19 protein-coding genes are annotated in these 22,619 nt (G+C 75.5%); 9 read left to right on the top strand and 10 right to left on the bottom strand.

Annotation, left to right across the window (positions count from 1 at the left end; genetic code table 11):
• Positions 1–65 precede the first annotated feature (65 nt).
• Complete coding sequence (locus ACFCZN_RS20265) at positions 66–1,655, bottom strand: DUF6114 domain-containing protein (protein ID WP_430557952.1); 1,590 nt, start codon at positions 1,653–1,655, stop codon at positions 66–68.
• A 28-nt stretch (positions 1,656–1,683) separates the two neighbouring features.
• Positions 1,684–2,274, bottom strand: coding sequence for a DUF6230 family protein (locus ACFCZN_RS20260; protein WP_429764934.1), 591 nt, complete (start codon positions 2,272–2,274; stop codon positions 1,684–1,686).
• A gap of 155 nt (positions 2,275–2,429) precedes the next feature.
• Here ACFCZN_RS20260 and ACFCZN_RS20255 point away from each other — a divergent pair, with 155 nt between their 5' ends.
• Positions 2,430–3,029, top strand: coding sequence for a TetR/AcrR family transcriptional regulator (locus ACFCZN_RS20255; protein WP_430557951.1), 600 nt, complete (start codon positions 2,430–2,432; stop codon positions 3,027–3,029).
• A 201-nt stretch (positions 3,030–3,230) separates the two neighbouring features.
• Here the strand turns inward: ACFCZN_RS20255 and ACFCZN_RS20250 are convergent, their stop codons facing one another.
• From ACFCZN_RS20250 to ACFCZN_RS20235, 4 genes are all read right to left on the bottom strand, one after another.
• A complete protein-coding gene (locus ACFCZN_RS20250) occupies positions 3,231–5,036 on the bottom strand; it encodes a S1C family serine protease (RefSeq protein ID WP_430557950.1) in 1,806 nt (601 codons plus the stop codon).
• Between the two features lie 96 nt (positions 5,037–5,132).
• Complete coding sequence (gene menD / locus ACFCZN_RS20245; RefSeq protein ID WP_430557949.1) at positions 5,133–6,968, bottom strand: 2-succinyl-5-enolpyruvyl-6-hydroxy-3-cyclohexene-1-carboxylic-acid synthase; 1,836 nt, start codon at positions 6,966–6,968, stop codon at positions 5,133–5,135.
• A complete protein-coding gene (locus ACFCZN_RS20240) occupies positions 6,965–7,981 on the bottom strand; it encodes an o-succinylbenzoate synthase (RefSeq protein WP_430557948.1) in 1,017 nt (338 codons plus the stop codon). Before ACFCZN_RS20240 ends, menD begins: the two co-directional genes overlap by 4 nt.
• 91 nt (positions 7,982–8,072) lie before the next feature.
• The gene (locus ACFCZN_RS20235; RefSeq protein ID WP_429764943.1) at positions 8,073–8,240 is read right to left on the bottom strand and encodes a hypothetical protein; all 168 of its coding nucleotides are present in this window, start codon (positions 8,238–8,240) and stop codon (positions 8,073–8,075) included.
• 350 nt (positions 8,241–8,590) lie between these two features.
• On the opposite strand from ACFCZN_RS20235, the gene ACFCZN_RS20230 reads away from it, so the two are divergent.
• On the top strand, positions 8,591–10,312 hold the full coding sequence (locus ACFCZN_RS20230) for a BCCT family transporter (RefSeq protein WP_430557953.1): 1,722 nt from the start codon (positions 8,591–8,593) through the stop codon (positions 10,310–10,312).
• A gap of 74 nt (positions 10,313–10,386) precedes the next feature.
• On the opposite strand, the gene ACFCZN_RS20225 is transcribed toward ACFCZN_RS20230, so the two are convergent.
• Positions 10,387–11,787 carry a PLP-dependent aminotransferase family protein gene (locus ACFCZN_RS20225; protein WP_430557947.1) on the bottom strand — a complete coding sequence of 467 codons (1,401 nt, stop codon included), beginning with the start codon at positions 11,785–11,787 and terminating at the stop codon, positions 10,387–10,389.
• A gap of 170 nt (positions 11,788–11,957) precedes the next feature.
• On the opposite strand from ACFCZN_RS20225, the gene ACFCZN_RS20220 reads away from it, so the two are divergent.
• The 4 genes from ACFCZN_RS20220 to ACFCZN_RS20205 all read left to right on the top strand — a co-directional run bounded on the left by ACFCZN_RS20220 (position 11,958) and on the right by ACFCZN_RS20205 (position 17,348).
• Positions 11,958–12,908: a DMT family transporter gene (locus ACFCZN_RS20220; protein ID WP_430557946.1), complete on the top strand. Its 951-nt coding sequence runs from the start codon at positions 11,958–11,960 to the stop codon at positions 12,906–12,908.
• Positions 12,909–12,912: 4 nt separating this feature from the next.
• Positions 12,913–13,890 (top strand): 1,4-dihydroxy-2-naphthoyl-CoA synthase, encoded by a 978-nt coding sequence (locus tag ACFCZN_RS20215; RefSeq protein ID WP_430557945.1) that lies wholly within the window; start codon positions 12,913–12,915, stop codon positions 13,888–13,890.
• Between the two features lie 175 nt (positions 13,891–14,065).
• Complete coding sequence (locus tag ACFCZN_RS20210; RefSeq protein ID WP_430557944.1) at positions 14,066–15,688, top strand: PQQ-binding-like beta-propeller repeat protein; 1,623 nt, start codon at positions 14,066–14,068, stop codon at positions 15,686–15,688.
• Positions 15,689–15,710: 22 nt separating this feature from the next.
• A complete protein-coding gene (locus ACFCZN_RS20205) occupies positions 15,711–17,348 on the top strand; it encodes a PQQ-binding-like beta-propeller repeat protein (protein ID WP_430557943.1) in 1,638 nt (545 codons plus the stop codon).
• 22 nt (positions 17,349–17,370) lie between these two features.
• Here ACFCZN_RS20205 and ACFCZN_RS20200 read toward each other — a convergent pair whose 3' ends face one another.
• On the bottom strand, positions 17,371–18,432 hold the full coding sequence (locus ACFCZN_RS20200) for a DUF3048 domain-containing protein (RefSeq protein ID WP_430557942.1): 1,062 nt from the start codon (positions 18,430–18,432) through the stop codon (positions 17,371–17,373).
• A gap of 77 nt (positions 18,433–18,509) precedes the next feature.
• Positions 18,510–19,622, bottom strand: a complete 1,113-nt coding sequence (locus ACFCZN_RS20195; RefSeq protein WP_429764952.1) for a DUF3048 domain-containing protein — start codon at positions 19,620–19,622, stop codon at positions 18,510–18,512.
• A gap of 122 nt (positions 19,623–19,744) precedes the next feature.
• Between ACFCZN_RS20195 and ACFCZN_RS20190 the strand changes: the two genes are divergently transcribed.
• Together ACFCZN_RS20190 and ACFCZN_RS20185 are read left to right on the top strand one after the other, a co-directional pair.
• Complete coding sequence (locus tag ACFCZN_RS20190; protein ID WP_430557941.1) at positions 19,745–20,938, top strand: AMP-binding protein; 1,194 nt, start codon at positions 19,745–19,747, stop codon at positions 20,936–20,938.
• Between the two features lie 49 nt (positions 20,939–20,987).
• Positions 20,988–21,857 (top strand): 1,4-dihydroxy-2-naphthoate polyprenyltransferase, encoded by an 870-nt coding sequence (locus ACFCZN_RS20185; protein ID WP_429764954.1) that lies wholly within the window; start codon positions 20,988–20,990, stop codon positions 21,855–21,857.
• Between the two features lie 19 nt (positions 21,858–21,876).
• Here ACFCZN_RS20185 and ACFCZN_RS20180 read toward each other — a convergent pair whose 3' ends face one another.
• A complete protein-coding gene (locus ACFCZN_RS20180) occupies positions 21,877–22,152 on the bottom strand; it encodes a DUF4229 domain-containing protein (RefSeq protein WP_429764956.1) in 276 nt (91 codons plus the stop codon).
• Between the two features lie 55 nt (positions 22,153–22,207).
• Here ACFCZN_RS20180 and ACFCZN_RS20175 point away from each other — a divergent pair, with 55 nt between their 5' ends.
• On the top strand, positions 22,208–22,546 hold the full coding sequence (locus ACFCZN_RS20175) for a PLD nuclease N-terminal domain-containing protein (RefSeq protein ID WP_429764957.1): 339 nt from the start codon (positions 22,208–22,210) through the stop codon (positions 22,544–22,546).
• The last annotated feature ends 73 nt before the right edge of the window (positions 22,547–22,619 follow it).

The following is a 22,619-nucleotide window of genomic DNA, read 5'->3' as shown; positions in this document are numbered from 1 at the left end:
GCCGCAGCTCTTGCGGCCTCGTCCGAGCCTCTCTATCTCGGCGAAAGGGGTTCTCTATCTCGCGGTCAGCCCTCCCAGACCTGCTCGCGGAAGCCGGACCAGACCTGCTTGTCCGAGGTGGCCCCCATGAGGCCGATCCGCGCGTCCGTCAGACCGAGCAGCATCTCGACCGGCGACGCTCCCGCCGCGATCTTCTCCCCCAGCTCGGCCCAGTCGTCGCCGTCGGGCAGGTCCGCGTGGATGGACGAGATGTACATCTGCGCGTCGCCCTCCATCGACACGTAGTCCGCGTCGGTGACGGTGCCGCCGACCTTGCCGTCGTTGTCGGCGTAGGTCTTGAGCCAGAACCCGGGCACCTTGACGTAGTCCACGTCGATCCGCAGCGCGTCACGGCGGGGACCGCCGTTCGTCACCGGCACGTTGACCACGTCGATGCCGTTGATGCCGGTGAGCGGGAGCTGCAGGTCCCGCGTCTCCAGCTCGCCGTCGACGGAGAACACGTTGGCGTCCTCGCGCGTGCCGCAGTCCCCCGGCAGCGAGACGTTGATGTCGTAGTCGCCGCCGAACGTGATCCGCGCGCAGGGGCCGAGCTCGAGCTTGAACTCCTTCTCGACGTCGTCCTGCGCCTGCTCCTCGGCCGGGGTGTCCTCGTCGGCCTTGCCGCCCTTGTCGGCGTCCTTGCCGTCGGCGTCCTTCGCATCGGCGTCCTTCGGGGCGCCTCCCTCTGCGTCGGTCGGGTCGGCGGCCTCGCCGCCGGCCGTCCCGTCGCCGGCGGACGCGCCGTCGTCCGTCGCCGCGGTGCCGCCGTCGTCGGTCGCCTCGCCGGAGCCTCCGGCGTCCTCCGACACGGACGGCGAGGGGCTGGGCGTCGGCTCGGCCTCGTCGTCGCTGCCGCAGGCCCACTCGAGCCAGCCCAGCGGGTCCCAGCAGTCCGACGCCGAGCGCACCTGCGACGCGGGCGCGGAGGCCGCCTCGACCGTCGTCGCCCCCGTGCTCCCCAGCGCGAGCACGACGACCGCGGCGGCGACGGCCACGTGCCGCCCGCCGCGGGCGGGCTCCTCGTCGAACGGCAGGATCTCGGCGAGGCCGACCTCCTGCACCTCGCGCGGGTCCGCGGGCACCGCCGTCGCGGCAGGGTCGGACGACGCCGCGGGCGCCTCGTCCGTCCCGCCGTCCGTTGCGCCGTCCGTCGCCGTCCCCGCCTCGGCGTCCTCGGCGGCGGGTCGCGGCATCCACGACACCGCGAGGATGCCGCCCACGACGCCGAGGACCATGCCGATTCCGAAGCCGCCCAGGTTCACGCCCAGCAGGGAGTAGACCGAGATCGCCAGGGTGATGACCCCGTAGAACACCCGGAACTGCGGCTGGGTCGTCACCAGGACGCCGAGGAGCACCAGCGCCACGGGCAGCAGCGTGGACTGCATGCCCTCGATGCCGAGCTGGATCTCGAAGTTGTCGATCTGCAGCCGGCCGGAGAACCACAGCACCACACCCGACAGGGCCGCCAGCGTGCCGCCCCAGAAGGGCCGGCCCCGCCGCCAGGCGGCGAACCGCTGGCGGCGGGTGGCCGGCACCTCCGGGGTCGACGCCACGGACGGCTCAGCGGTCGACCCCGTGGACGCCTCGGGGATCGAGGTGTTCTCGTCGTCGCTCACGCGTGATCTCCCTGGTCGCCGGGGCCGCTCAGAAGCACTCGGTGCCGTCGGAGATCTTGAGGTGCAGGTCGGTGAGCGTGAAGACCGCGGCCGACGTGCTCGTCGAGACCTGCTTGAGGTCGTCGATGGTGATCGCGTCCGAGTCCATGGCGAAGTCGCCCTTGCTGCCGTGCGCCTTCGTGTTCACGGTGGAGGCGTCGACGCCGATCCGGATCTGGTTGAACTGCGCGGTGCCGCGCAGGTCGCTCATGCCGATCTGCAGGTCGGTCGCCTTGACCGGGTTCTTGGGGTCGGTCCCCGCGGAGATGAGCAGGCCCAGCGGCATACCGGGGACCTTCACCGACTGGCACAGGTTGTGCAGCGTCGCGTCCTTGATGTTGGCGATCGCCACCGGACGCGACTTGCCGTCGGCGTCCTTGGACTCGCCGGCGTACTGCGAGAATCCGGTCCCGTCGAGCTTGTCGGCCGCGATCTTGAACTGCTGGCCCGAGATCGCCATCGACACCGGGACGGCGCCCTGGGCGACGCCGCCCATGAGGACGCCGATCACCGCCACCGTCGGGACCGCCGCGAGCATCGCACGGCCTCGACGCGTGCGCGTCAGTGCGCTGAGCTTCATTTCCCCTCCACCAAGACGACATGGCGACCCCTGTGTCGCCGACGAGTGGCGACGGTACGCCCCTTACTGAGGCGGCGTCAATAGCAATGGTTGCCCGCGGCGCTTCACCCTCCGGGCGGCGCCGTCACCTCGCGAGACGGCCATATGCTCGGGGCATGGCAGCCGCGCGACGCACCCGGATGAGCCCCGACGAACGCCGGCAGCAGCTCGTCGCGCTCGGCGTGGCGGCGCTGGCCGACCGTCCCCTGGAGGCCGTCACCGTCGAGGACCTGGCCGCTCAGGCCGGGGTCTCCCCCGGGCTCGTCCACTACTACTTCGGCAACCGGCAGGGCCTGCACTCCGCCATCGTCCGGACCGCGCGCGACGCGATGCTGCACGCCACGCAGCCGCGGCCCGAGCTGCCGCCGCGCGAGCGCCTCCGCGACACCCTCGACCGGTTCGTCGAGTTCGTGCACGACCACGACGCGACGTTCTACTCGCTCGTGCGCGGCGCGGCGTCCGGCGACGAGCACGTGCGCGCCACCATCCAGCACGCGCGCGACGTGCTGGCCGGGCACCTGCGCGACGCCTTCCAGGAGATCGGCGTCGCCCCCACCCCCCTGCTCGAGGTCGCGCTGCACTCGTGGATCTCGTTCGCCGAGCAGGCGCTCGTCGAGGCCGCGACCGACCCCGCGATCTCGCCGTCCGACCTCGCCGACTTCCTCGAGCGCAGCGCGCTCGGCGTCCTCGCCGCCCTGCACCCCTCGGCCTGCTGACGGGGACGCAGTGAGCGGGCATCTGGCCCTGTTCCGGTCGCGGAACACGGCCAGATACCGCTCACCACCCCCCGGGCCGAGTGGTCCGCGGACGACAAAGCCCCGCGGACCGCGACGGGGAGGGGGAGTCGTCGCGGTCCGCGGGGCTGCTGATGCGGCCGGCCGGATGCGCGTGCCGGCCGGCCGCGGCTCGGTCGCGGCTCAGTTGTTGCCGCTACCGCCCTGGAGCAGGTCCTCGAGCCAGCCGGGCAGGTTCCCCGGGTCCGTCGAGTCGGAGCCGCCCTGGCCCTGCTCCTGGTCCTGACCGTTCTGGTCACCCTGGCCGTCCTGGCCGTTCGGGTCCTGCCCCTGCTGGTCGTCCTGGCCGTTCTGGCCCTGGTCGCCCTGGCCGGTCGTGGCGGACTCGTCGCGGACGGCGAGGGTCACGTCGACGGTCTGCGTCTTGCCGTCGCGGACGTAGGTCAGCGTGACCTTCTGGTCGGCCGCCTTCTCCCGGACGTACGCCGTGAGCGACTCGGCGCCGTTCACGGAGTCGTCGTCGATCGCGACGATCACGTCGCCGGCCTGGAGGCCGGCGTCCGCGGCGGGAGACCCGGACGACACCTCGACCACCTTGGCGCCGCGGCGCGTGACGCCGTCGGCCGTGGCCGTCGCGTCCTGCATGGTCACGCCGAGGAACGCGTGCTCCGCCGAGCCGTCCTTGATGAGCTGGTCGGCGATGTTCGACGCGAGGTTCACCGGGATGGCGAACCCGAGCCCGATCGAGCCGGACTGCTCGCCGCTCATGCCGCTCGACATCGTGGCGATCGACGACGTGATGCCGATGACCTGGCCCTGCGCGTTGAACAGGGGGCCGCCGGAGTTGCCGGGGTTGATCGCGGCGTCGATCTGGATCGCGTTGGTGACGACCTGCGTGCTGCCGTCCTCCCCCGACGCCGAGACCGGGCGGTCCACGGCCGACACGATTCCGGTGGTGGCCGTGTTCGCCAGGCCGAGCGGGTTCCCGACGGCCAGCACGGCGTCGCCCACCGTGACGTCGTCGGACGAGCCGAAGGACGCGGGCTTCAGGTCGTCCGGCGGGTTCTTCAGCTTGACGACGGCCAGGTCGGTGGTCGGGTCGGTGCCCACGATGGTCGCCTCGTACAGGCGGCCGTCGGACAGCGTGACCTGCACGGTGTCGTTCTGCGCGCCCGAGACGACGTGGTTGTTGGTGACGATGTGGCCCTGGTCGTCGTAGATCACGCCGGAGCCCTCGGCGCCGCCGGCCTGGCTCTGCACCTGGATGGCGACCACCGACGGGGCGACGGCCGTCGTGACGGCCTCCCAGTTCGGGTTGTTCGACGTCGAGTTCTTGACCGGGGCCTCGTCGGTGGCCTGCGAGCTCGCGCCGACGTTCGCCAGCGACGACGGGTTGCCGGCGTCGAACGCGCCGGTCGCCGCCGCGGTGCCGAGGCTCGCGAGGACGGCCGCGATGACCGCCGCGCTGGCTACCGGGACCCAGACGGACCGCTCGCGCTTCGTGGCGGTCCCTCCCCCGGGTCCCTGCTGCGGGGACGTCTGGTTCAGGCCGTAGGGGTTGCCCGGGCCCTGGCCGTACGGCTGGCCCTGCGGGTGCTGGCCCTGCGGGTGCTGGCCCTGCTGCTGGTGCTGCTGCTGCTGGTACTGCTGCGGCGCGCCCTGCGGGTGCTGGGACTGCTGCTGCGCGTAGTACGGCGACCCGGCCGCCATCTGCCCGTACCGCGGCTGCTGCGCGCCGTACTGCTGCGATGCCTGCTGCGGAGCGGGCGGCTGCGGGGGCCCCTGCTGGGGCGTCCCCTGGGTGGGGAGCTGCTGGGTCGGCTGCACGGTGAGGTGCTGGGTGTCCTGCGTGGCCGGCTGCGACGCGGTACGGTCCGCGGCGCCCGGCTGCTCGGCCGGCCGCTCGGTCGGCCGCTCAGCGGGGTTCTCGCTCCGGTTCGGCTCGTCGGCGCCCGACGGCTGCGGTGCGCCCGGGGTGTCGGTGCTCATGGTGCCCTCCTCGATGTGTGCCCCTAGGAGACCACCCCATCCTGGCGTGGTGCTTGGCTCAACCTGAGAACTTCCTGCGAATCGTGACGGCGCAGGTCAGAGCGTCTCCCGTACGGCGTCGGCGACGCGCGCCGCGAGGTCCCGCGTCTCGGACAGCCGGTCGGCGCGCGAGACGTGCACCTCGATCACCTGCACGCCCCGCGTCGGCGCCTGCAGGGCGTGCCGCAGCGAGCCGACGTCGAGCACGAGCTGATGGTCCACGCCGTACCCGGCGCACAGCTGGGCCAGGTTCGCTCCGTGCGGGGTGCCGAAGACGCGCTCGAAGGTGGCGGCGCCCCGCGCGGACGACGTCGCGAGCTCGCCGTGCTCGAGGGTGGCGAAGATGGACCCGCCGTCGTCGTTCACGACGACGACCTCGAGGTCGACGGGCGGCTCGTGCGGCCCGCGCAGCAGGCCGCCGGCGTCGTGCAGGAAGGTGAGGTCGCCGACCAGCGCGCGGGTGCGGCGGCCCTGGCGGGCGGCGGCGTGCGCGACGCCCGTCGCGGTCGACACGGTGCCGTCGATGCCGGCCAGCCCGCGGTTGGCGAGCACGTCGGGCAGCTCGCCGGCCTGGGGGTGGTCCAGCCCGAGCACGAGGTCGAGGTCCCGCACGGGGTTGGACGACCCGACGACGAGCAGGTCGTCGGGCCCGAGCACGGACGCCACGGCGCGCGCGACGGCGAGAGCGGCGTGGGGGGCCGTCAGCAGCCCCTCGGCGACGGCGGCGTCCGCGGTCGCGGCGTCCACGACGGCGGCGGCCGCGCGTCCGGCGGCGCGCCACCGGTCGAGGAACCCGCCGTCGCCCTCGGAGCCGGCCCCGACGGGCGTCGTCGGCGACGACCACCGGTCGGCGAGCGCAGGGACGACCAGCTCCGCGTTGCGGGCGGCGTCCGGCCACGGCCCGCCGTCGGGCGCGACGACCGTGACGACGACGTCGGGCCGCCCCAGCAGCCGTTGCACGGGGCGGGACAGCGTCGGGCGTCCGAAGACGACCACCTGCTCGACGTCGCGGGTCAGCTCCTCGACGCCCAGCACCGAGCGGTAGGCCGCCACCGCGTTCGGCCCGCCGCACGCGCCCGACGACGGCTCGGCGAGCAGCGGCCAGCCCTGCGCCTCGGCGACGGCGCGCGCGACCGGCCCGGCGCCGTCGCCGGCGACGACGAGCGTGCGAGCCGGATCGCCCTGCAGGGCCGGGTCCCCGCCGGGGCCCGGGGCGGGCGGGGCGACGGTCGTGCGGCGGAAGCCGGCGGGCCAGGTCTCCGCGGGCGGGAGCGGGGCGAGCGGCACCGGTGGGTGCAGCGGGTCGCGGAACGCGACGTTCACGTGCACGGGGCCGGGGTGCCGGTCGCGCAGCCCCTGCGCCGCCGCGAGCGCTCGGTCGAGCGCGCCGAGCAGGTCGCGCACCTCGCCGTCGCGCCCGTCGGGGGCGGGGAGGTCCACGGCGTACCGCACGGCGGTCCCGAAGATCCCCACCTGGTCGGTCGTCTGCGAGGCCCCGGTGCCGCGCAGCTCGTGCGGGCGGTCGGCGGCGAGCACCACGAGGGGCACGCCGGAGTGGTGGGCCTCGAGGACCGCGGGATGGAGGTTGGCCACGGCGGTGCCGGAGGTCGTGACGACGGCGACGGGGCGCGGCACCTGGACCGGCTCGCCGCCCGCGTGCCGGAGCACGGGCTCGCTGCCGCGCGCGAGGCCCAGCGCGAGGAAGCCGGCGGTCCGCTCGTCGACGCGCACGTGCAGCGTGAGCAGGCCGGCGTCCGCGGCCTCGGCGAGCGCGTACGCGAGCGGTGCCGACCGGGAGCCCGGAGCCAGCACGACGTCCCGCACGCCCTGGAGCGCGAGGTCGGCCACGATCGCCCGCGCCGCGACGATCGACGGCGGCAGGGCGGCGCTCACGCGGCCTCCTCGAGCAGGGCCGACAGGCGGGCGTACCTGGCCAGCCAGCGGTCGCGCGTGCCCGGGTCCGGCTGGGCCGCGGCGAGGGCGGCGGGGTCGGGCGCGGGGCGGCGCACGGGCAGCGCGCCGTCGACGGGCAGGAGCGGGTCGGCGACGACGTCGTGGACGAGGAGCTGCGAGGTCGCGAGGCCGCACGCGTAGGGCAGCTCCGGCAGCGCGGCCGCGAGCGCCACGCCCGCGGCGAGCCCGACCGACGACTCGAGGGCCGACGACACGACGACCGGCAGCCCCACCCGCTCGGCGAGGTCGAGGCAGGCGCGCACGCCGCCCAGCGGCTGCACCTTGAGCACGACGACGTCCGCGGCGTCCTCGCGCACCACCCGCAGCGGGTCCGCGGCGCGGCGGATCGACTCGTCCGCGGCGACCGGGACGGGCGAGCGCAGCCCGCGCCGGACGGCGGCCAGCTCGGCGACGGTGGCGCACGGCTGCTCGACGTACTCCAGGCCACCGGCGGCGGCGTCGAGCACGGGGATGCGCGCGAGCGCCTCGTCGGTGGTCCAGCCGCCGTTCGCGTCCACGCGGACGGCGCCGACGCCCGGGCCGTGCAGCTCGTCGAGCGCGGCGCGGACGGCGGCGACCCGGGCCTCCTCCGCCTCCAGCGGCTCGAGCGCGCCGGGGCGTCCGGCGATCGACGGGTCGCGCTGCGCGACCTTGACCTTGGCGGTCCGGCAGCCGCCGGACGCGAGCACGATCTCCCGCGCCCGCTCAGGTCCGACCGCCGGCACGGTGACGTTCACCGGCACGCGGTCGCGGACCGGGGCGGGGAAGCCGACGTCGGCGGCCTCGCGCGCGGCGCGCAACCAGGTCGCGGACTCCGCGTCGTCGTAGTCCCAGAACGGGGACAGCTCGCCCCAGCCGGCGTCGCCCCGCAGCAGCACGCCGTCGCGCACGTCGAGGCCGCGAAACCGGGTGGTCAGCGGGGTGCGGTACACGATCTCACGCAGCAGCTGCACCCGTTCAGGTTACTGGCCGGCACGGGAGCCGGTCGCAGGACGCGGGCACGCCAGGACGCCGGGTGGCCCCGCCCCGGAGGTCGCCCGGCGGTCAGTCGGTGAAGTCCGTCAGCTCCGGCACGTACGACAACGGGCTCGGAGCGGGACGGCCACCGATGCGCTCGGCGTCGCGGCGGACCGTCTCGGCGTCGTACACGAAGATCTCGTGCGCGACGTCCTCCGGGTCCACCACGTCGTCGTCCGGTTCCCGCACGCTCATGCCTCCAGGGTGCGCCCGCTCTCGGCGCGCGGTCGGGAGGAACGCCGGGCGTGCCGCGACGGGCCGCACCCCTGTCCCCGCGCGGTGGCCACGCAGCGGTTGCACGACGAGGCCAGGTGCGAGACGGTCGGACGCCGTCCCACCTGGGCACACGGAGCTGGCGTCAAAGTCACGGACGGGGTTGTGCAGTGAACGAGCAATCGGGCAAGGTCGAACAGCGCGGCGCGAGGCGGCACGCGCACGACGCGGCGGACAGGGTCGGGCGCGCGCTCAGGTCGCCCACCGCCGAGGTCGTGCCGCACCCCGCACTGGACTACCCGATCGGGATCGACGAGCATCGGCGCAGCCCGATGGACTGGATCGTCTTCGGGGTCACCGCCGCCGTGGCCGTCGCCTTCCTCGTCTGGGGTTTCGTCGACACCGACGGACTGGCCAGCGCCTCCAGCTCGGCCCTGGGCTGGGTGACCACGAACATGGGCTGGCTCTTCGTGCTGACCGCCAGCCTGTTCGTCGTGTACAGCCTGTGGTTGGCGATCAGCAGGTTCGGCGCCATCCCGCTCGGCGCCGACGGCGAGGCACCCGAGTTCCGCACGGTGTCCTGGGTGGCGATGATGTTCTCCGCCGGGATGGGCATCGGGCTGATCTTCTGGGGCGTCGCCGAGCCGCTCGCCCACTACGTGGACCCGCCGCCGGGCACCGTCGACGCCGGCGACCCCGAGGCCGTCCAGCACGCGATGTCCACCACGATGTTCCACTGGACGCTGCACCCCTGGGCGATCTACGCCGTGGTCGGGCTGGCGATCGCCTACAGCGCCTACCGCAAGGGCCGCAAGCAGCTGATCTCCTCGGTGTTCGAGCCGCTGCTGGGCCGGCACGCGCACGGCCCGGCCGGGAAGGTCATCGACATGCTCGCGATCTTCGCGACGCTGTTCGGCTCGGCCGCCTCGCTCGGGTTGGGTGCGCTGCAGATCAAGAGCGGCCTGCAGGTCGTCGGCTGGGCCGGCGACGTGGGCAACGGCGTCCTGGTCGCGATCATCGCGGTGCTCACGGTCTGCTTCGTGCTCTCGGCGGTCTCGGGCGTCGCCCGCGGCATCCAGTGGCTGTCGAACATCAACATGGTGCTGGCCCTGGCGCTGGCGGTGTTCGTGTTCGTGGTCGGGCCGACGGTGTTCATCCTGAACCTCATCCCGAACTCGATCGGCACCTACTTCCAGGACCTGGCGATGATGGCGGCCCGGACCGGCGCCGACAGCTCCTCCACCCCCGGCGGTGTCTCCACCAGCGACTGGCTCGCGCAGTGGACCGTCTTCTACTGGGCCTGGTGGATCTCCTGGACGCCCTTCGTCGGCATGTTCATCGCCCGGATCTCCCGCGGCCGGACGATCCGCCAGTTCGTCGGCGGCGTCCTCCTGGTGCCGAGCCTGGTCACCATCGTGTGGTTCTGCGTCTTCGGGGGCGCGAGCCTCTTCCTCCAGAAGGGCGGCACCGACATCGCCGGCGCCGGGGAGACGGAGGCGCAGCTGTTCGGGATGCTCGGCGAGTACCCGTGGCAGTCGCTCACCACCGTGGTCGTGATGATCCTGGTCGCGATCTTCTTCGTCTCCGGCGCGGACGCCGCCTCCATCGTCATGGGCACGCTGTCGCAGCGGGGCAGCGCCGAACCGAGCCGTCCCAACGTCGTCTTCTGGGGTGTCGCGACAGGTGCGGTCGCCGCGGTGATGCTGCTCGTGGGCGGGAACGACGCGCTCACCGGCCTCCAGAACCTCACCATCCTGGTCGCCCTGCCGTTCGTGGTCGTGATGGTGCTGCTGATGGTCTCGCTGACCCGGGACCTCAGCCAGGACCCGATGATCGTCCGGCAGAAGTACGCCCGGGAGGCCGTCAAGCAGGCGGTCATCGCCGGCGTCACCGAGCACGGGGACGAGTTCGCGATCGCGGTCGAGCCCTCCGACCGGCCGATCACGCCCGAGGGCGTCGAGGTGCCCGACGAGGTCGATCTTCCTGGCGACGTGATGGCCCGCGCGGAGCCCACCGACGGGGTCGACGGCGAACCCGAGGAGCCGCAGCACTGACGCGGGCGGCGCCGGAACCTGCGGGGCGCGCCGACACCGGGCCCCGCACCCGTCCCGGCGGGCTCCGTGGGCAGCTACGCGCGAGCCTCGGCACCGTCGGCGGCCGAACGCAGGATCTGGACGACCCGCGGCACGGCGGTGCCCTGCACCCGCGCGGCGCCGACGACGACACCCCGGGCCCCGGGGTGCGCCGACGTGCCGGACAGCGGCTCCGCCGGCACGCCGGCGCCGCGCAGCGCGGACACCGCCCGCGCCTCGCCGTCGCCGTCGGGCAGCCGCACGACGAGGTGCAGGCCTGCGGCGACGCCCTCGACGGGAAGGTGCGGGGCGCCGCGCGCGAGCGCGTCGAGCAGCAGCCCCCGACGGCGCTTGTACGTCAGCCTGGCCCGGCGCAGGTGCCGCGCGTACGCGCCGTCGGCGATCAGCCGCGCGAACGCGGCCTGCTCAGGCACCGAGCAGCCGAGGTCGGCGCGGCGCTTGGCGTCGACGAGCGCCTCCCGCACCCCGGCGGGCGCGACGACCCAGCCCAGCCGCAGCGCCGGGGACAGCAGCTTGGACACCGAGCCGAGCAGCGCGACGTGCTCCGGGTCCAGGCCGCGCAGGGCGCCGACGGGCTGCCGGTCGTACCGGAGCTCGGCGTCGTAGTCGTCCTCCAGCAGCAGGCGGCCGCCGTCCTGCGCCCAGGCGACGAGCTCGCGACGGCGGTCGGGCGCCAGGACGACTCCGAGCGGGAACTGGTGTGCGGGCGTCACGACGGCCGCCGCGGCGTCGGGCAGGGCGTCGGTCCGGAGCCCGCGGTCGTCGACGGGCACGGGGACGACCTCCAGGCCCGAGTCGCGCAGCTGTGCGACGACGCCGGGCGACGCGGGGTCCTCGACGACCACCCGTCGGCCGCTGCCCCCTCCCGCGAGCACCTCGCCGAGCAGCGCCAGCCCCTGCGCGACGCCGCTCACGACCACCACGTCCTCGGCCTCGACCGGGGCGGCGCGCGCGGTCCGCAGGTGCGCGGCGAGCGCCTGGCGCAGCCCGAGCAGGCCCTGCGGGTCCGGGTAGCCCAGCTGCGCGTCGGGCAGCTCGCGCATCGCGTCGCGCACGGCGCGCGCCCAGGCCGCGCGAGGGAAGAGCGCCGGGTCGGGCGCCCCGACGCTGGCCGGGCGCTCCGCCCCCGGGCCGGGGCCTGCCGGCCCGGCGGCCGCGCCGCGGGGACGCCGGTCGAGGTCGGCGACGACGACGCTCGAGCGGGGCCGGCTCTCGAGCACCCCCTCCCCGACGAGCTCGTCCACCGCCGCCGCGATCGTGCCCCGCGCGACGCCCAGCCCCGCCGCCGCGGTGCGCGACGACGGCAGCGTCGCGCCGGGCTCGAGCCGCCCCGTCGCGACGGCGTCCCGCAGGCCGTCGCGCAACCAGGCGCCCACGTCGGTCGGCGGACGCGCGCCGAGCACGAGGAGCAGGTCCTCCGGCTGCAGCCGCCTCATCACGTCACGCTCCTCGTCCGGCCGCACGTCCGCATCCGACCACCGTCGTCATCCGGCCACCTGTGCCATCTGGACACCTGCGCCATCTGGACACCCGTGCCATCTGGACCAGTGAACCAGCAGCGAACTGGCCCTGCCCGCCGGTCCAGCGCGCTCGTAGCGTCGACGGTATGACCACCTCGACGGGCGCCTCGGGCGCCGCCACCGCCGTCACGTCGCCGGGGACGGGCGACCTCGCCGGCGCGTACGCCCGCTGCGCCGCCGCGATGGCGCTCGTCGGCGCGTCGTTCACCGCCTCCGCGGCGCTCTCCGACTACCCCCTGGCGGGCGGGCAGGCAGTCCGCTACGGCGTCGCCGCCCTGTGCCTGCTCGCCGTGATGCGGTGGCGACGGGTCGCGCTCGTGCTGCCCCGCCCGCGCCAGGCCGCCCGCCTCGTCGCGCTCGCCGCCACCGGGCTCACCGGGTTCAGCGCGTTCGTCGTCCTCGCCACCCGGCACGCCGAGCCCTCGCTGGTGGGTGCGGTGGTGGGTGCCACGCCCGTCGTCCTGGCCGCGACGCAGGCCGTCCGGGAACGGCGGCTCGCCCCACGGACCCTCGCGGCGGCGGTCGTCGTGACAGCGGGGGTGGCGCTCGTCGAGGGCCTCGGGTCGGCCGACCCGCTCGGGCTGGCTCTCGCGGTCGGGGCGCTCGCGTGCGAGGCGGCGTTCTCGCTGCTCGCCGTGCCGCTGCTGCCGACGCTGGGACCGCTGCGCGTCTCGGCGTACGCCTGCGTCGCGGCGGTCCCGCAGCTCCTGCTGCTCGGCCTGCTCGCGCCCGGGCCGCTGCTCGCCGCGCCCGACGGCGGCGAGCTCGCGGCCCTGGCCTACCTGTCCGTCGTCGTCACCGCGGTCGCCTTCCTGCTCTGGTACACCGGCCTCGCCCGGGTCGGCCCCGCCCGCGCCGGGCTCTTCGCGGGGCTGATGCCCGTCGCGGCCCTCGCGGCCTCCCTCGCGCTCGGTGTCGAGGCTCCGACGGCGCACGGCGTCGCGGGAGCGCTCGTCGTCGCGGCGGGTCTCGTGCTGGGGCTGTCGTCGTCGCGCCGACGAGCCGCGCCGACGAGCCGCGCCGACAAACTAGGGTGACGGCGTGAGCAGCGCACCTCTCCCCCGCACCGTCTCCCACACGTTCGACCCCGCGCGATGGCGCGAGGTCGCCGGGTTCGAGGGCCTCACCGACCTCACCTACCACCGCGGCGTGGAGCGCGACGCCGACGGCGCCGTCGTGCGCGACCTGCCCGTGGTGCGCGTCGCGTTCGACCGCCCCGAGGTGCGCAACGCGTTCCGCCCGCACACCGTCGACGAGCTGTACCGCGTGCTCGACCACGCCCGCATGACCTCCGACGTCGGCACCGTGCTGCTCACCGGCAACGGCCCGTCCCCGAAGGACGGCGGCTGGGCGTTCTGCTCCGGCGGCGACCAGCGCATCCGCGGCCGCTCCGGATACCAGTACACGACCGCCGACGACGGCGGCGGCGAGGAGCACGGCGCGGACGCCGTCGACCCCGCCCGCGCCGGGCGCCTGCACATCCTCGAGGTGCAGCGACTCATCCGCACGATGCCGAAGGTCGTCGTCGCCGTCGTGGACGGCTGGGCCGCGGGCGGCGGGCACTCGCTGCACGTCGTGGCGGACCTGTCGATCGCCTGCCGCCAGCACGGGCGGTTCAAGCAGACCGACGCGGACGTCGGCTCGTTCGACGGCGGCTACGGCTCCGCCTACCTCGCCCGCCAGGTGGGGCAGAAGCGCGCCCGGGAGATCTTCTTCCTCGCCCGCGAGTACTCGGCGGACGACGCCGAGCGCTGGGGCGGCGTCAACGAGGTGGCCGAGCACGACGACCTCGAGGGCCTGGCGATCGAGTACGCGCGCACCATCGCGGGCAAGTCCCCCCAGGCGGTCCGGATGCTGAAGTTCGCGTTCAACCTCGCCGACGACGGACTCATGGGCCAGCAGGTCTTCGCCGGGGAGGCCACGCGCCTCGCCTACCTCACCGACGAGGCCGTCGAGGGCCGCGACGCCTTCCTCGAGAAGCGCGACCCCGACTGGTCGCGCTTCCCGTACGCCTTCTGACCCGACGCCTTCTGACCCCGGGTGGCGCGCACGGACGACGCCGGGGCGGCCAGGTTCGCGGTCGATCGCCGGCGCCGCCTCGACCGCTGACCGGCGAGCTCCCCCGGCGATTTCTCACCCGGGTGCGGCGGCGGTGACCACGTCCGGGCCGCCGCCCCGCGGGTAGCCTCCCGTCATGCCGCCGAGGTTCCGTCGCGCCGAGCCGATGACCACCTTCGAGCTCGTGCCGGACGACGAGCGCGAGGACTGGCCCGACGACGCCCCGGACGACCCGGAGCCCGGCGCCGCCCGACGACGGCTGGCTGCCCTGCGCGACCGCGCCGTCACCCGCTGGCGCGCCCTGTCCCGTCGCGGCCGCGTCGTCGTCGCGGCCGGCACCGCCGTCGTCGTGCTCGCCGCCGCCACCGCGGTGGCCGCCCCCGGCCTGCTGGACGCCCGCGCGGAGCGGCTGCGCGCGGAGGCCGTGCAGGCCCTGCCCGGGGCCGTCGGCGACCTGTCCGAGCCGCTGACCGAGACGTGGCAGCTCACGAACGGCAACGGCAGCCTGGCGACGCTGCGCGGCGGCCTCGTGCTCACGACGGAGGGTACGGCCGTGTCGGCGCTCGACGCCGGCACCGGCCGCGAGACGTGGCGGCACGACGTCGGCACCTTCCCGACGTGCGGCCCGCAGCGGGGCTACCAGACCGACCCGGTCCCGCCCGCCGCCGTCGTCGTCTGCGTCAGCGGCGACCCGGACGACCGCACCGTCACGGTGCTCGACGCCGCCGGCACGGTCGTGGGCGAGCGGTCGATCGGCCCCGCCAGGATCGACACGTTCGGCGACGGGGGGCCGGACGGCGCCCCCGTGGTGGTGCCCGCCGCCGCCGGGGCGGTCGCGGTGGTCGACGGCATCACGGACGCCACCGCGCCCTGGCCGGCGGACGACCTGCCCGGCGCGGACACCCTGCGCGAGCTCCGCGCCGACGGCTGGACGGACCCGACGCTGCGCGTGGAGGACGCGCTCACCGGCGAGGTGCGGGGCGAGGCGACCGTCCGGCTCCGGCCGGAGGACCTCGGGGAGTGCGGCATGGTGCAGGACGAGGGCACCGCCGCCGAGCTCATGACGGAACCCCAGGTCGACGCGTCCCCGTCGATGACGGTGCTCTCCGTGTGCGGCGGCGCGGTCCGCCTCACCCCCGACGGCACCGTGCTCGACGCCGGGGCCGACGGCCAGTGGGCGATGCCGCTCCCCGGCGGGCGGCACGTCGTCCCGGGCCAGGACGAGAGCACCGTGCTCGACGGCGACGGCACGGTCGTGGCCACGGTGCCGGGGTGGTCGGTCCCGCCGACGGTGGACGACGCCCCCGGCTCCTCCTACCTCGCGCTGACGGGGGTGGGCGAGGGCCCGTCGGCGCTGCGCCTCGCGTCGTTCGCCCCGGACGGTGCGGAGCGGTGGGTCGCGACGGTCGACGACCTGGGCGGCGTGCTCGCGCGGGTCTCGGGCGTCGTCGTCGTGCAGGATGCCGACGGGTTCGTCGGTCTCGACGCGCGGACCGGCGACGAGGTCTGGGCGCGTGACGACCTGCTGCAGGTCTCGGGCTACGGCTCGGGCGACTGGGTCGCGGGGGCGGTCACCGACGGCACCCGCCTGCTGGTCGGCATCGGTGGCGACGGCGAGCACCACAGGCTGGTCGCCCTCGACCTGCGGGACGGCACGACGGCGTGGGAGCGGCGGAAGCAGGCCGGGTTCCTCGAGTGGCTGATGGCGGTCGACGGCCACGTGGTGGCCTTCGACGGCGTCGTCCACGGCCTGGGCTGACGGCCGCCGGTAGCCTCCGGTCATGCCTCCGAGGTTCCGTCGCCCCGAGCCGATGACCACCTTCGAGCTCGTGCCCGACGACGAGCGCGAGGACGCGCCCGACGGTGCCCCGGACGACCGGCCCGAGGAGGGCCGCCGACACCTGGCGGACCTGCGCGACCGGGCCCTCGCCCGCTGGCGCGGCCTGTCCCGGCGAGGCCGCGCCGCCGTCGCGGCCGGTACGGCCGTCGTCGTGGTCGCCGTGGCAGGAGCCGCCGTCGCCCCGGGCCTGCTCGACGCCCGCGCCGAGCGCCTGCGCGCCGAGGCCGTGCAGGGCCTGCCCGGCGTCGTGGACGACCTGTCCGAGCCCCTCGAGGTCGTCTGGTCCTTCCCGGGGGACGTTTCCCTCGCCGCCGTGCTGCCGGACGGGGTGCTCGCCTTCACCGACGGTCACGGCGTCCGGGCCGTCGACGCGGCGACCGGCGACGCCGTGTGGGAGCACCCGTCCGACGGCGCGATGTGCGGGCCCACCCCCTGGACCGCGGTCGACTGGAGCACCCCGGTCGACACCCTGGTCTGCGTCGAGGACTTCTCCCGCGTCACGGTGCTCGACGCCGACGGCACGGTGGTGAGCGAGCGCGAGCTGGACCTCCTCGAGCCCGTCGACGCGCCCGGCGACGGCGACCCCAGCTCCTTCTCCTGGTCCCAGGTGATCCCGGCCGCCGGCGGGACGGTCGCGGTGCTCGACGAGATCGCCTCGGCGACCGAGGTCCCGTGGCGGGAGGACGAGGACGCCGCGAGCCTGCTGCGCACCCTGCGCGACGCGGGCTGGCACGACCCGACGCTGCAGGTCGTCGACGCCCGGACCGGCCAGGAGCGCGCCGAGGTGACGATCCCCCTCACGGCGGAGGCGCTCGAGTCCTGCGGCGTCATGGAGGACGGCCAGGGCGGCCGGACCGTCGCGCCACAGCCCTGGATCGACGCGACGCCGTCGTCGACGACGCTCGGGTTGTGCAGCGTCACGCGGGCAGTCACGCCGACGGGCGAGGCGTTCGACGTCGGCGGCGACGACGGCGCGGGGCGCACCCTGGTGCCGCTGACCGGCGGGACGTTCTTGCTGCAGGGCGAGACCAGCGAGGTCCGCGACGCCCACGGCGAGCGGGTGGAGACGATCCACGGCTCCGCCCTCGCCCCGCCCGTCGACACGGAGCCCGACGGCCCGCGGCTCGTCCTCCTCGGCGCCGACGGCAGCGCCCCGTCGCTCGCGGCCCTCGGCGCGGACGGGGATCCCGCCTGGTCGGTGACCGTCGACCCCCTCACGGCGCCGCTCGCCCGGGTCGGGGACACGGTCGTGCTCGCGGGCGGCTCGTCGCTCACGGCGCTCGACGCCCGCACCGGCGCGCAGCGATGGCGGGTGACGGACCTGCTCGACGGCGGCTTCGAGGACGGCGAGACGATCGCGGGTGCCGTCACCGACGGCACCCGGCTGCTGCTCGCGATCACCCCCGCCTCGTGGAGCGACGACGGTGCGGGCACCCCGCACCGCCTGGTCGCGCTCGACCTGCGGGACGGCAGCACCGCGTGGGAGCGCGCCGGCACCGGGGTGCTCTGGGGAATGTTCTCCGCCGGCGGCGGCCCCGTCGCCGTCGGGAACGCCGTCTCCGGGCTCGGACGCCCCTGAGCCCGGACGTCCTACGCGCCGGTCAGGAGGCCTTCCAGGTCCCGCCGTCCTTGGGGACGAGCTCGATCCACGTGCTGCCGGGGTCGAGCTCGACGGGCTCGCCGTCGCGGGTCAGCTCGACCGGGGACTTCTGGTCCTTCTTCGACCACTGCACGGACACCGTCCTGCCGGCGGACGCCAGCACCCCCTTGCCCTTCCCGATCAGCTCGGTCTGGGGGACGGGGGCCCCGGCCGGGTCCTTGTACTTCGTGTCCACCACGTCCACGGACAGCGCGAGCACGTTGGTGGCCTCGTGCCGCTTCCCCGACGACGACACCGACTCGCTCGAGCCCTCGCTGCGCAGCCACTTCTTGTCCTCCCCGGACCAGTCCCAGACGCTGCGCTGCGCCGGGCTGAGGGTCACGTCGAGAGTGGCCGCCTTCGTGCCGTCGGCCGCTGCGGTTCCGTCGCCCGCCTTGCCCGCGTACCGGAACTGGGCGGGCGGCGGCACGGTGCGCTCGTCGTCGGCCTGGTCGAGGAAGGCCTTCGGGTCCCCGACGACGTTGTGCGGCGCGGCGCGACCCGGGTCGCGGGAGAAGCCCGCGTCGCCGCGGTCCATGATGACCGACTGGGTGCCGGACTTCTCCACCGCCGCGATGAACGGCGCCTGACCGCCCGAGTAGGCGAGGATGCCGCCGAGCGGGGCGACGACGTCGGGGTCCATGGGCCGCACCGAGCGCACGGGCTCCACCGCCTTCGGGACCCGCGAGTGGTACACGGCGACGAACCGCGTGATGCCGCCCTCGACGACCTCCTCCCACACGAGGTCGGCGTCCTCGAGGCCGGTCTGCGGGCGCGCCTCCGGCGCGTTCTCGATCTTCACCGCGAGCGCCGGCCGGGCCGCCACGTCGTCCGACCGCACCCCGGTGAGCGGCCAGGCCGACGGCATCGTGGGCGACGGTGGGGCGCCCTTGTCGGCGGTGCTGCCCGGCGTCACGGTCGGCGTCGAAGACCCGCCGGACGAGCACGCCGCCAGCGCCAGGACGGCGGCGACCGTCAGCGCTGCGGCGCGCCGGGTGCGGGACGGGCGGGGCGTGGCGGTCATGCGGGTCCTCCCGGGGTCACGGGCCGTGCGCGCGGTCACACGCCCTCACCGTAGGCCGGGAACGCCCCGATCCGGCGTCAACGCACCCGCCACGACCCGGTGCCGCGCGGCACGAGCTCGATCCAGAGGTTGCCCGGGTCGAGGCGGACGGGATCGCCGCCGCGGGTCTTCAGCATCAGCTTCTTGCCCGTCGACTTCTTCGACCAGGTCACGCTGAGCGCCTTGCCGCGGGTGAGGAGCACACCCTTCCCGCGGCCCACCATCTGCGTCTCGGGCACCGGGGCGCCGCTCGGGTCGCGGTACTTCGTGTTCTTCATGGTCACGGACAGGAGCAGCACGTTCCGGGCCCGCAGCTGGCTCCCGGAGGAGATCGAGGGGGCCGAGCCGTCGAAGCGGGCGTACGTCTTCGTCTTCGACGTCCATCGCCACACGGTGCGCTGCGCCGGGGAGAGCCGGACGTCGGCGACGCGCCCCTTGCGGTCGTTCGTCGCGGCGGTCCCCTGCCCGACCTTGGCGGCGTAGTTGAACTGCGCGGGCGGCGGGGTCGCGCGGCTCTTGTTCGCCTGCTTCGCGAACGCGTTCACCGAGCCGTACACGTTGTGCGGCGCGGCCCGGTCGCCGCTGCGCCGGAAGCCGGGGTCGCCGCTGTCCATCGTCACGGACTGCACCTTGGCGCGGCCGACGGCGCGGATGAACGGCGGCTGCCCACCCGAGTAGGCGAGGATGCCGCGCATCGGGGCGACGATGGCCGGGTCCATGGGGCGCACGGACCGGACGGGCCCGACGGTGCCGGGCAGCTTCGAGTGGTAGACGGCGACGTACCGGCTGATGCCGCCCTCGACCACCTGCTCCCAGACGATGTCCGCCTGCTGCAGCCCGGACTGCGGCCGCGCCGCGGTCGAGTTCTCGATCTTCACCGCGACGGCCGGCCGGGCGGGGACCTTCTTCGTCCCGGTCAGCCTGCCGTTGAGCGGCCAGACGACGGGCTTCGGCTTGGGCTTCGGCTGGGGCTTCACCGGGTCGGGCGGTGCCGCCTTCGGCACGGAGACGTCCGGCGCGGCGGTGACGGTGGGCGGCGCGGCGGGCTCGCCGACGCCGCAGGCGGCCGTGGCCAGCAGGGCGAGCGCGACGAGCGCGCCGACGGCCCCGGTCCGGGCGCCACGGGGCGCGCCCGCAGGCTTCGTGGGCATCCTCGGCGTCCTCCTCGACGTGCGTGCGGCCCGGGGGCTCCCGGGCCGGGACCGTGCCACCCTACGGCAGGCCCGTCACGACCCGGACGGGCCCCGGACCGACCCGGACCTACGCTGGTGCGGTGCCCCTCGCGTCCCTGCCCCCGTCCGTCGACGCGCTCCGCGACGCCGTGCGCGCCGCGCTCGACGACGGCCCCGCCGTCGTCCCGCTGCCCCGCACGACGACGGCCCCCGTGGCGCCGGGCACGGCGCTGGTGGTGCGCACGTCCGGCTCGACGGGGACGCCGCGCGAGGTCGCACTGCCGGCCGACGCGCTGCGCGCGTCCGCGGCGGCCACGCACGAGCGGCTCGGCGGCCCTGGTCGGTGGGTGCTGACGCTGCCGCCCACGCACGTCGCCGGCCTGCAGGTGGTGGTGCGGTCGGTGCTCGCGGGCACGCCGCTGACGGCCGCCCGGCCGGACGCGCGGTTCACGCCCGACGGCCTGGCCGACCTGCTCGCGCCGGTCCTCGACGCCGGCGACGACCCGGTGTACGTGTCGCTGGTCCCCACCCAGGTGCACCGCCTGCTCGCCGCCGCCCAGGACGGCGCGCCCCGTGGGCTGGCGGCGCTCGCCCGCTGCGCGGCGGTGCTGCTGGGCGGCGCGGCGTCCCCGCCCGCCCTGCTCTCGCGCGCCGCCGAGGCGGGGGTGCGCGTCGTGACGACCTACGGCATGTCCGAGACCGCCGGCGGCTGCGTGTACGACGGCGCGCCCCTGCGCGGCGTCCGGGTCCGCGTCGTCCCTCCCGACCTGTCAGGGGAGGTGGGGGTCGTCGAGCTGGGCGGGCCCACGCTCGCGGCCGGGTACCTGGGCGACGCCGCCGCCACGGGCGCGGCGTTCCGCACCGACGCCGACGGGTCGCGCTGGTTCCGCACGTCCGACCTCGGCCGCCTCGCCCCCGACGGCACGCTGGAGGTGCTCGGCCGGGCGGACGACGTCGTCGTCACCGGCGGCGTGAACGTCGCCCCGGCGCCCGTCGAGGCGCTGGTCGGTGAGCTGCTCGGCGGCGAGGCGTGCGTCGTCGGCGTGCCCGACGCCGAGTGGGGGCAGGTGCTCGTGGCCGTGGTCGCGACCCTGGCCTCGTCGGGCGGGCCGCGGATCGCGCCCGTCGACGACGACGTGCTGGCGCGGGTCCGGTCCTCGGTGGCGACTAGGCTGGGTGCGCCGTCCGCGCCCCGCCGCGTGTACGCCGCGGCCGCGCTCCCGCTGCGCGGCCCCGGCAAGGTGGACCGCAGCGGCGTCGTCGCCCTCGTCCGCGAGCACGAGGCGCACGCCTGACCTGCTCGCGCACGCGACGCCCCGGCGCCGCACCGACGGACGGAGAACCATGGCCACGACGAGCGAGTGGATCGCCGGAGCACGCCCCCGCACCCTGCCGGCCGCGGCCGCGCCGGTGCTGATCGGGTCGGGTGCCGCGGCGGACGTCGACGCCTTCGCGTGGCTGCCCGCCGTCCTCGCGCTCGGCGTCGCGCTCGCCCTGCAGGTGGGCGTCAACTACGCCAACGACTACTCGGACGGCGTCCGCGGCACCGACGTGGACCGCGTGGGTCCGCTGCGCCTCACGGCGTCCGGCATCGCCCCGCCCCGCCGCGTCAAGGGCGCCGCGTTCGCGTCGTTCGGCGTCGCCGGGGTGCTCGGCCTGGCGCTGTGCGCCGTCAGCGGGCACTGGTGGCTGCTCGCGGTGGGCGTGCTGTGCGTGCTGGCCGCCTGGTACTACACGGGCGGCAAGCACCCGTACGGCTACGCGGGGCTCGGCGAGGTGGGCGTGTTCGTGTTCTTCGGGCTCGTCGCGACGCTCGGCACCACGTACACCCAGGCGGACACCCTCACCTGGCCGTCCGTGCTCGGCGCCGTCGGCGTCGGCATGATCGCGTGCGGCCTGCTCATGGTGAACAACGTGCGCGACATCCCGACCGACGTCGTCGCGGGCAAGCGGACCCTCGCCGTCCGCCTCGGCGACCACCGCGCCCGGCGCTGGTACGCCGCCTGCATCCTGCTGCCCGTGGTGCTGGGCATGGTGTGCGCGGCCTGGTCGCCGTGGGCGCTGCTCGTCACGGTGCTGCTGCTGCCCGCCGCGCTGCTCGTCGCCCCGGTGATCGCGGGGGCGCGCGGGCCGCTGCTCGTCAAGGTGCTCGCCGGCACCGGGATGTTCGAGCTCGCCTACGGCGTGCTGCTGGCCCTCGGCCTGGCGCTCTGACGCCTGCTCGCCCGCCGGCTCAACCGGCCGTGGGGTGCTCCCGGTCCACGACGGAGTCCTCGTAGTCGGAGTCGACGTCGTGCTTGTCGGAGCCGTCCTTGCGCCGCTGCTCCTTCTCCGCCAGCCAGCGCGCGGCGGCGTCCCGCGGCTTGCTCAGTGCGAGGTACGAGACGGCGAACGCCACGACGGCGGCGACCAGGACGAGGAGCCAGCTGCGCAGGCCGAGCAGGTAGCCGGCGCCGAGGGCGGCGACGAACAGCAGGATCCGCCAGACGGTGTACATGACGAGGGGCACGGTTCCAGGGTAGGCGCGATTCCTGAGCATCCCGACGCCGAACTAGGCTGGAGGCATGTTCGCGCGTGTGATCCTGCCCCTCCTCGTGGTGGGGCTCGCCCTGTACGCCCTTCTCGACCTGTTCGGCTCCGAGGAGGACGAGCGCGGCGGGCTCCCCCGCTGGTTGTGGGCGGTGATCATCGTGCTGCTGCCGATCTTCGGCGCCGTCGCGTGGATCGTCGTCAAGCAGTCCGCGCGCCGGGCGTCCGGCGGCCGCGGGCCGTCGTCCCGCCCCCGGCGGCCCGGCCCCTCCGGCCCGCGCCGCCCGTCCGGCCCCGTGGCGCCCGACGACGACCCCGAGTTCCTGTGGCGCCTGGAGCAGGAGAAGCGCCGCCGTGAGCGCGGCGAGTCCTAGTGCCGAGATAGAGAGGCTCCCCGCCGAGATAGAGAGGGGACGGGCCGGCACCGCCGGCCCGTCCCTCTCTATC

Source organism: Isoptericola sp. NPDC056134 (assembly GCF_042264825.1).
Lineage (GTDB): Bacteria > Actinomycetota > Actinomycetes > Actinomycetales > Cellulomonadaceae > Isoptericola > Isoptericola nanjingensis.
This window is presented reverse-complemented; position numbering and strand designations above follow the sequence as displayed.